Origin of the sequence: Indolivaga macrotermitis (genome assembly GCF_900128985.1) — a bacterium.
Lineage (GTDB): Bacteria > Bacteroidota > Bacteroidia > Bacteroidales > Dysgonomonadaceae > Dysgonomonas_A > Dysgonomonas_A macrotermitis.
In genome coordinates this window covers 1-6,016 of the sequence record NZ_FQUC01000034.1, presented here as the reverse complement: position 1 = coordinate 6,016, position 6,016 = coordinate 1, and the positions used below count along the sequence as shown (strand labels likewise).

The window sequence follows — 6,016 nt, the reverse complement described above, 5'->3', positions numbered from 1 at the left end:
AGAGAGAGAGAGAGAGAGAGAGAGAGAGAGAGAGAGAGAGACGCATCACTTGCGTTAACTAAACAGAATTTTTCTAAAATACAAATTTTCCTATTGTGTCAAAATAACGGAGCATTTTTTTATGCCTTCGTTTACTTCGTCGTATATATCCAATTCCAAATAAGTTGGTTCGGTAAGCTGTACCGGATAGAATCATTGTTGTTTTGTTGTCGTTCGAAAACTACTCCGGACAACCATTTACCAATAAGCCGACTGCCTATTGCAGCAGGGTGCAGTGTATGCACTTTGCTGCTTTATTTGCTGCTAAAACAATCACTCTACATAAAAACAACAAATGGGTATCCAACCCTAAAAACAACAACTCAATTAAATGACAATGAAAAAAAAGATTCTTTTGCTGATGGGGATATTCTCCTTCGGAATAAGTTATGCACAGGTAGGAATCAACACTCAAAATCCACAAGGGATATTCCACATAGATACAAAAAGTAATACCAGCGGAAGTTCCAATATCTCAGATGATATACTTGTAGATTCTAACGGCAATCTAGGCATCGGAACGCTCACCCCGAAAGCTAAAGTAGATGTAAATGGCAGCCTGAGTATTACTAATTCGGGTGAGGCGGATAAGTACATCCTGACATCGGACAATATCGGGATAGGTACATGGAAAGAAAATTCCGTCACAAAAGTTAACCGTATGTCAATTTGTAAGGCTTCTGGCACATTCTTAACTATGAACACCACAATTTTACCCTGTCAAGCTCCTTTCACTTTTACAAATAATGAGTTAGGACTGACGGCAACCCCCGATGGTAAAATACAGATAGTACCGGGCTTATACCTTGTTATTGTCGATTTTGATTTTACGGGAGTGAATGAGTACGGACAAATTATGGCAATGAGATCATCTACCAATGATTATTTTATGTCGAACATATATTGGGGGAAATTAGTCGGACAGTCAGTATCTCTCTTAGTAACATCAACAGAAGAAATATGGATGACCGCCGTTGCAAAAAAATATGTAGTTGAAACCGATCCGGCTAAAGTGATAAGCTTTTTCGACATCCCTCCATTTTATAATGTAGGCTATAATATTGAAATAAGAATAATTCAAATACAATAACACGCAAATAATGAAGGATTTATACTTAACTATGCTGGTTGTGTTTTTTGCACTGACAGCCAATGCCCAAATAGGTATCAATACCGATTCTCCTTTATCGGGAAGCATTGTACATATAGACCCTCTGAGAAACACATTGGGAAGCACTAATCAGTCTGACGATATTGTTGTTTCACCAGATGGTTATCTGGGTGTGGGAACAATCAATCCTGTATCAAACTTATCAGTTAACGGAACATTCCGGATAAACGACGGAACACAAAAAGAAGATTATATATTAGTAAGTGATTCTGACGGAATAGGTTCGTGGCAAAGTTTATCAGTCAATAAATATGTAATATGGGAACTATCAGGTAGTAATTATATCGGTAGTTTCGGCTCTTTCCCTATATATGACCCCTTACTAGCGACATCAACTTTGCTCAGAAACGAAATCAATGGTTGCAGCCAACTTGAAGGAGTGCTCACTTTACCTGCAGGGAGGTATCTGTTTTTAGCTAATGGAGACCAGAATATAGCGGAATACGGAACAGTAGATGTAATTGTCAATGGAAGTACACTTCAATCGCTGATGTCGGTAAATTCACTTGGTGGAGCATCGTTCGTTTTTAATTTAGCTGCACCAGCACAAATTCAGCTCAACTTCACTTATATTGATATTCAGTCGCTTACGTATAATAATCAAATTCCTACTACTGTTACCTATACTTACACAACTACAATTATCCAACTCGAAAACATTTAAAAAACCCTTACTCATGGTACAATTTACGAGATACTTTATACATATAATTCCGCTTTTACTCATTACACTACATATCCCTGTTACCTATGCGCAAATAGGCATAAACACCAATAACCCACAGGGAGTACTACATATAGATCCCCAAGGAAACACTGGCGGAAGCACAAACTATTCGGATGACATAGTTATTGATACCAATGGCAATATCGGATTGGGCACATTAACACCACAAGCCAAATTTGATATTACAGGAAAGTTCAGGCTATCTGATGGATCTGGTACTGATTTCACCGATTATATACTGGCTTCGGATGCAAGCGGAAAAGCTTTGTGGAAAAATTATCTGATCGCTTTAAGGTACAAAACTATAGAATGGAAACTCGAAAACACAGCATGGCCTGCAATTAACGCATCCAGTAATATATTTACTATGTCAGGAACACCTACCCTTAAATCCGAACTAGCCGTAACTACAACCAGCAACAGCCTAACCATTCCCAAAGGGCGCTACCTTATTTTTATGACCGCCGATATAGAGAATGTAAGCGAATATGCGGAAATCAGTCTTCTGCAAAATGGAAGCACAATTCTCAGTACAAATTATATAAGAGCATTATCTGCCTGCACAACTTATATAGAGACCACAACTACAGTAACTTTAAGTATACAGTTTAAGGTATATGATGTAAGGAGTAACGCGAGTGCAGCTATACCATTTCTGGATGCATTCCCGTATACAAGTCCCAACCACATTTGGACAAGCCTTGTTCTACTGGGGCTTGATGTCGGTGGATAAAATACCCGTTGAAAAAGAGAAGATAAATAATGTCTTCTCTTTTTTAGTCAAAAGCCGGAAATTTGCCAAATAAAAAACATTCCCTATATTTGCCGTATAAACAACCTATTACAATCTCTGAATGACTCAGATTTTCACACATAAAAACATCGATAACGATCTGAATTTTAACAATTTAGATTTGCTATTGTGTGCTGAAATATTAGAGAGAGAGAGAGAGAGAGAGAGAGAGAGAGAGAGAGAGAGACGCATCACTTGCGTTAACTAAACAAAATTTCTTATTGTGTCAAAATAACGGAGCATTTTTTTATGCCTTCGTTTACTTCGTCGTATATATCCATTTCCAAATAAGTTGGTTCGGTAAGCTGTACCGGATAGAATCATTGTTGTTTTGTTGTCGTTTGAAAACTACCCGGAATAACAGATTATGCCTAGGCCAACTGCCTATTGCAGCAGGGTGCAGTGTATGCACTTTGCTGCTTTACTTTCAAATGATCAATAAATTCTGTGCTGAAAAACAATCACTTTATATAAAAACAACAGAAGAGTCTGCGACTCTAAAAACAACAACTCAATTAAATAACAATGAAAAAGAAAATGCTTTTACTGATGGGGATATTCTCCTTCGGAATAAGTTATGCCCAGGTAGGTATAAACACGCAAAACCCCCAAGGCATATTCCATGTCGATCCTAATAGCAATACCACCGGCGGTATAGCTGCACCGGTTAATGACGAAGAAGATGTAATAGTTACAAACGACGGAAAAGTAGGAATAGGCACAATTACACCCGAAGTTTTACTGGAAATAAAAACAGCAGGAACACAAACCTCGCCTGTCCCCGGATTTCAGTTGCAGGATGGAAATGAAGCCGAAGGTAATATTCTGCTTTCTGTAGGCAACACGGGACTTGCAACGTGGCAAAATGTTATTCCGGCATCCACATCGCAACTAGTAACATCAGCTGCAGGTATTACAAGCCTGACTTTTAATGATGTGAATTATTACAATTCCAATTCGTATATAGTACTACCTCCCGGAAGATGGGCTCTGAATGTAGTTTCTCTCATTTCAGGTACCGGAACTCTGGCAGCCAGAACTCCGGTATGGGTAAGTTCGACATTAGCCGATGATTCTACAGCCGGGAACAGTGGAGGTAGCTTAGCCAGTGTTAAATCGCCCGACATCGAAGGCATGGGGTTAATCTCAGGTATCTGCTGGTCGTACCAGTATATGACCATATGCGGCTCGATGATTATAAACAATACATCAAATGCCAGTAAAACATATTATTATATGGCAGGTGGAACTTCTTCTTTCGGAGTGTCGGTTACAGGCTCTTTAAATCGCGTCGGTGGATCGTGGGGGGAAATAAACATAATAGCCTATCGAATACCATCCGACTTATAAACAAAACAGTATGAAAACAATTCTATCATATTTAGTTCTAAATTATGTTTTTATTGGTTGGTGTATAGCGCAGGTCGGTATTAATACCAACACACCTGCAGGTGTATTACATATTGAAGCAGGAATAACAGGCGATACATCCGATGATATAGTTATCAATAATCTGGGGCAAGTGGGAATAGGTACTTCTGCGCCCACCCACAAACTGCATATAAAAACTGCATCAGCAACGAAGTCTATATCAATAAAGGATGGAAACGAAGGTGATCTCAAGATGCTGGTATCTGATGCCCAAGGTGTGGGTACATGGGATTTCATCGGCTTACCTGCCCTAAAGGGAGTATTAAGTACGAATGGAAGAACTTATTTAGTTTCGACCGTTGTTCCTCAGACGTCTATACCTGAGGGCGAACGCTACTATCCTTTATATCCGCTGGATGGGACCATTACATTACCTCCCGGGCGTTGGTGTGTTTATTCAAATTTTCTGTTGTCTACTTCAGGAGCCGGAACCACGGATACTTATGCAACCAGTACCTGGATAAGGTTGACATATTCAGATACATATGGAGGGCCTTCGTCGCAGGACATCATAGGTGCACCTTGGAGTTCGGGTGCTGTTTATGCAAAACCTTATGGTATGATTCAGGGATTCTCGGTAATACTCAACAGCACCTCCGGTAATAAGACCTATTATTTGGGAATCGTATACGCCAATCAAAATGTAGTCTCAAGTGGTGTGCAGATAAATAGTCTGGCTACTAATACCAAAGAAGAAAACGGGATTATAGCAATAAAAATAGCAGATAATTAAAGGGATGAAAAAAGCAATACTATTTACTCTCATAAGTATAGCATATACTACAAACAGTTATTCCCAGATAGGGATAATGACTGAAAATCCGGTTACAAACTCGTTAGTGCATATCGACGCAAAAAGCAACAATACTCAGACCGGAAGTAACCTGAACCTCGATGATGTAGTAATTGGGCAGAACGGAAATGTAGGATTGGGCACAACAGCACCTCAAAAAAAGCTACACATCGTAACAGGAGGAACGGCAACTACCCCTAATCCTCAGGTCAGGATAGAAGACGGGTATCAGGCTACCAACAAAGTACTGATGTCAGACGCCAACGGGTTGGCCAGATGGTCAGACTACATTCCGGGGTACCAAGCCGGTGTTGTAGGTGCCGGAATAACACATGCTACTACACTAACCGGAACTTCGCAATGGAGCAAAACCAATATGACAATCACCCTTGATCCCGGCCAGTGGCTTATTTTTTATATGATAAGTATGACCACCAATACCGTCACCGTAAGTGACTCTAACTATAGATGTTGGGTACAGGTTTCTATGGGAGATAATTCAACTACGGCAACAACCGATGCTATTTCAAAGAATCGCTTTTCAAACAATGCTTTTGTAGGAAAACGTACCATAATCAATGGTTGGATAGCAATTGATAACAAAACCACAGCTGCCAAAACTTATGTTCTATATGTAGGAGCTGTCCAGAATTCAATGTCTGGTTTAAATTTATTGAATGTAGGAGAAGTAAATGACGGGTATTCGAATATCTATGCATTTAGGATCAACATGCAATAAATATATAACAATAAGCGGTGAGTACTATTTATAGTATCCATCGCTTGTTACTTTTTGCTAAAATCAAAACATTCCTTATATTTGCCGTGCAAACAACATATTACAATCTGCTGATGGCTCAGATTTTCACACATAAAAATCTTTTGAATAGTCTAAATTTTAACAGTTTAGATTTGGCTTTGTGTGTTGGAATATTAGAGAGAGAGAGAGAGAGAGAGAGAGAGAGAGAGAGAGAGAGACGCATCACTTGCGTTAACTAAACAGAATTTTTCTAAAATACAAATTTTCCTATTGTGTCAAAATAACGGAGCATTTTTTTATGC

The 6,016-nt window shown here is 39.2% G+C and carries 7 protein-coding genes; 6 read left to right on the top strand and 1 reads right to left on the bottom strand.

Translation table 11 applies throughout. The features are described 5' to 3' along the window. Positions 1 to 131: 131 nt before the first annotated feature. Entirely contained in the window at positions 132 to 284 is a 153-nt protein-coding gene (locus BUC12_RS20225) for a hypothetical protein (protein WP_157257513.1), read from the bottom strand. A gap of 92 nt (positions 285 to 376) precedes the next feature. Between BUC12_RS20225 and BUC12_RS19535 the strand changes: the two genes are divergently transcribed. The 6 genes from BUC12_RS19535 to BUC12_RS19510 all read left to right on the top strand — a co-directional run bounded on the left by BUC12_RS19535 (position 377) and on the right by BUC12_RS19510 (position 5,693). Continuing rightward, a complete protein-coding gene (locus BUC12_RS19535) occupies positions 377 to 1,129 on the top strand; it encodes a hypothetical protein (protein WP_139262133.1) in 753 nt (250 codons plus the stop codon). 10 nt (positions 1,130 to 1,139) lie between these two features. After that, complete coding sequence (locus BUC12_RS19530) at positions 1,140 to 1,874, top strand: hypothetical protein (protein WP_062178790.1); 735 nt, start codon at positions 1,140 to 1,142, stop codon at positions 1,872 to 1,874. 13 nt (positions 1,875 to 1,887) lie between these two features. Further along, complete coding sequence (locus BUC12_RS19525; protein WP_062178792.1) at positions 1,888 to 2,670, top strand: hypothetical protein; 783 nt, start codon at positions 1,888 to 1,890, stop codon at positions 2,668 to 2,670. A 585-nt stretch (positions 2,671 to 3,255) separates the two neighbouring features. Continuing rightward, the gene (locus tag BUC12_RS19520) at positions 3,256 to 4,080 is read left to right on the top strand and encodes a hypothetical protein (RefSeq protein ID WP_062178795.1); all 825 of its coding nucleotides are present in this window, start codon (positions 3,256 to 3,258) and stop codon (positions 4,078 to 4,080) included. A gap of 10 nt (positions 4,081 to 4,090) precedes the next feature. Beyond that, on the top strand, positions 4,091 to 4,894 hold the full coding sequence (locus BUC12_RS19515) for a hypothetical protein (protein WP_062178798.1): 804 nt from the start codon (positions 4,091 to 4,093) through the stop codon (positions 4,892 to 4,894). Between the two features lie 4 nt (positions 4,895 to 4,898). Continuing rightward, positions 4,899 to 5,693, top strand: coding sequence for a hypothetical protein (locus BUC12_RS19510; RefSeq protein WP_062178801.1), 795 nt, complete (start codon positions 4,899 to 4,901; stop codon positions 5,691 to 5,693). The last annotated feature ends 323 nt before the right edge of the window (positions 5,694 to 6,016 follow it).

What these genes read in the sequence shown, in the direction of transcription:
- BUC12_RS19520 (WP_062178795.1), top strand. Translation starts at nt 3,256, where the DNA reads ATGAAAAAGAAAATGCTTTTACTGATGGGGATATTCTCCTTCGGAATA.
- BUC12_RS19530 (WP_062178790.1), top strand. Translation starts at nt 1,140, where the DNA reads ATGAAGGATTTATACTTAACTATGCTGGTTGTGTTTTTTGCACTGACA.
- BUC12_RS19510 (WP_062178801.1), top strand. Translation starts at nt 4,899, where the DNA reads ATGAAAAAAGCAATACTATTTACTCTCATAAGTATAGCATATACTACA.
- BUC12_RS19535 (WP_139262133.1), top strand. Translation starts at nt 377, where the DNA reads ATGAAAAAAAAGATTCTTTTGCTGATGGGGATATTCTCCTTCGGAATA.
- BUC12_RS19515 (WP_062178798.1), top strand. Translation starts at nt 4,091, where the DNA reads ATGAAAACAATTCTATCATATTTAGTTCTAAATTATGTTTTTATTGGT.
- BUC12_RS19525 (WP_062178792.1), top strand. Translation starts at nt 1,888, where the DNA reads ATGGTACAATTTACGAGATACTTTATACATATAATTCCGCTTTTACTC.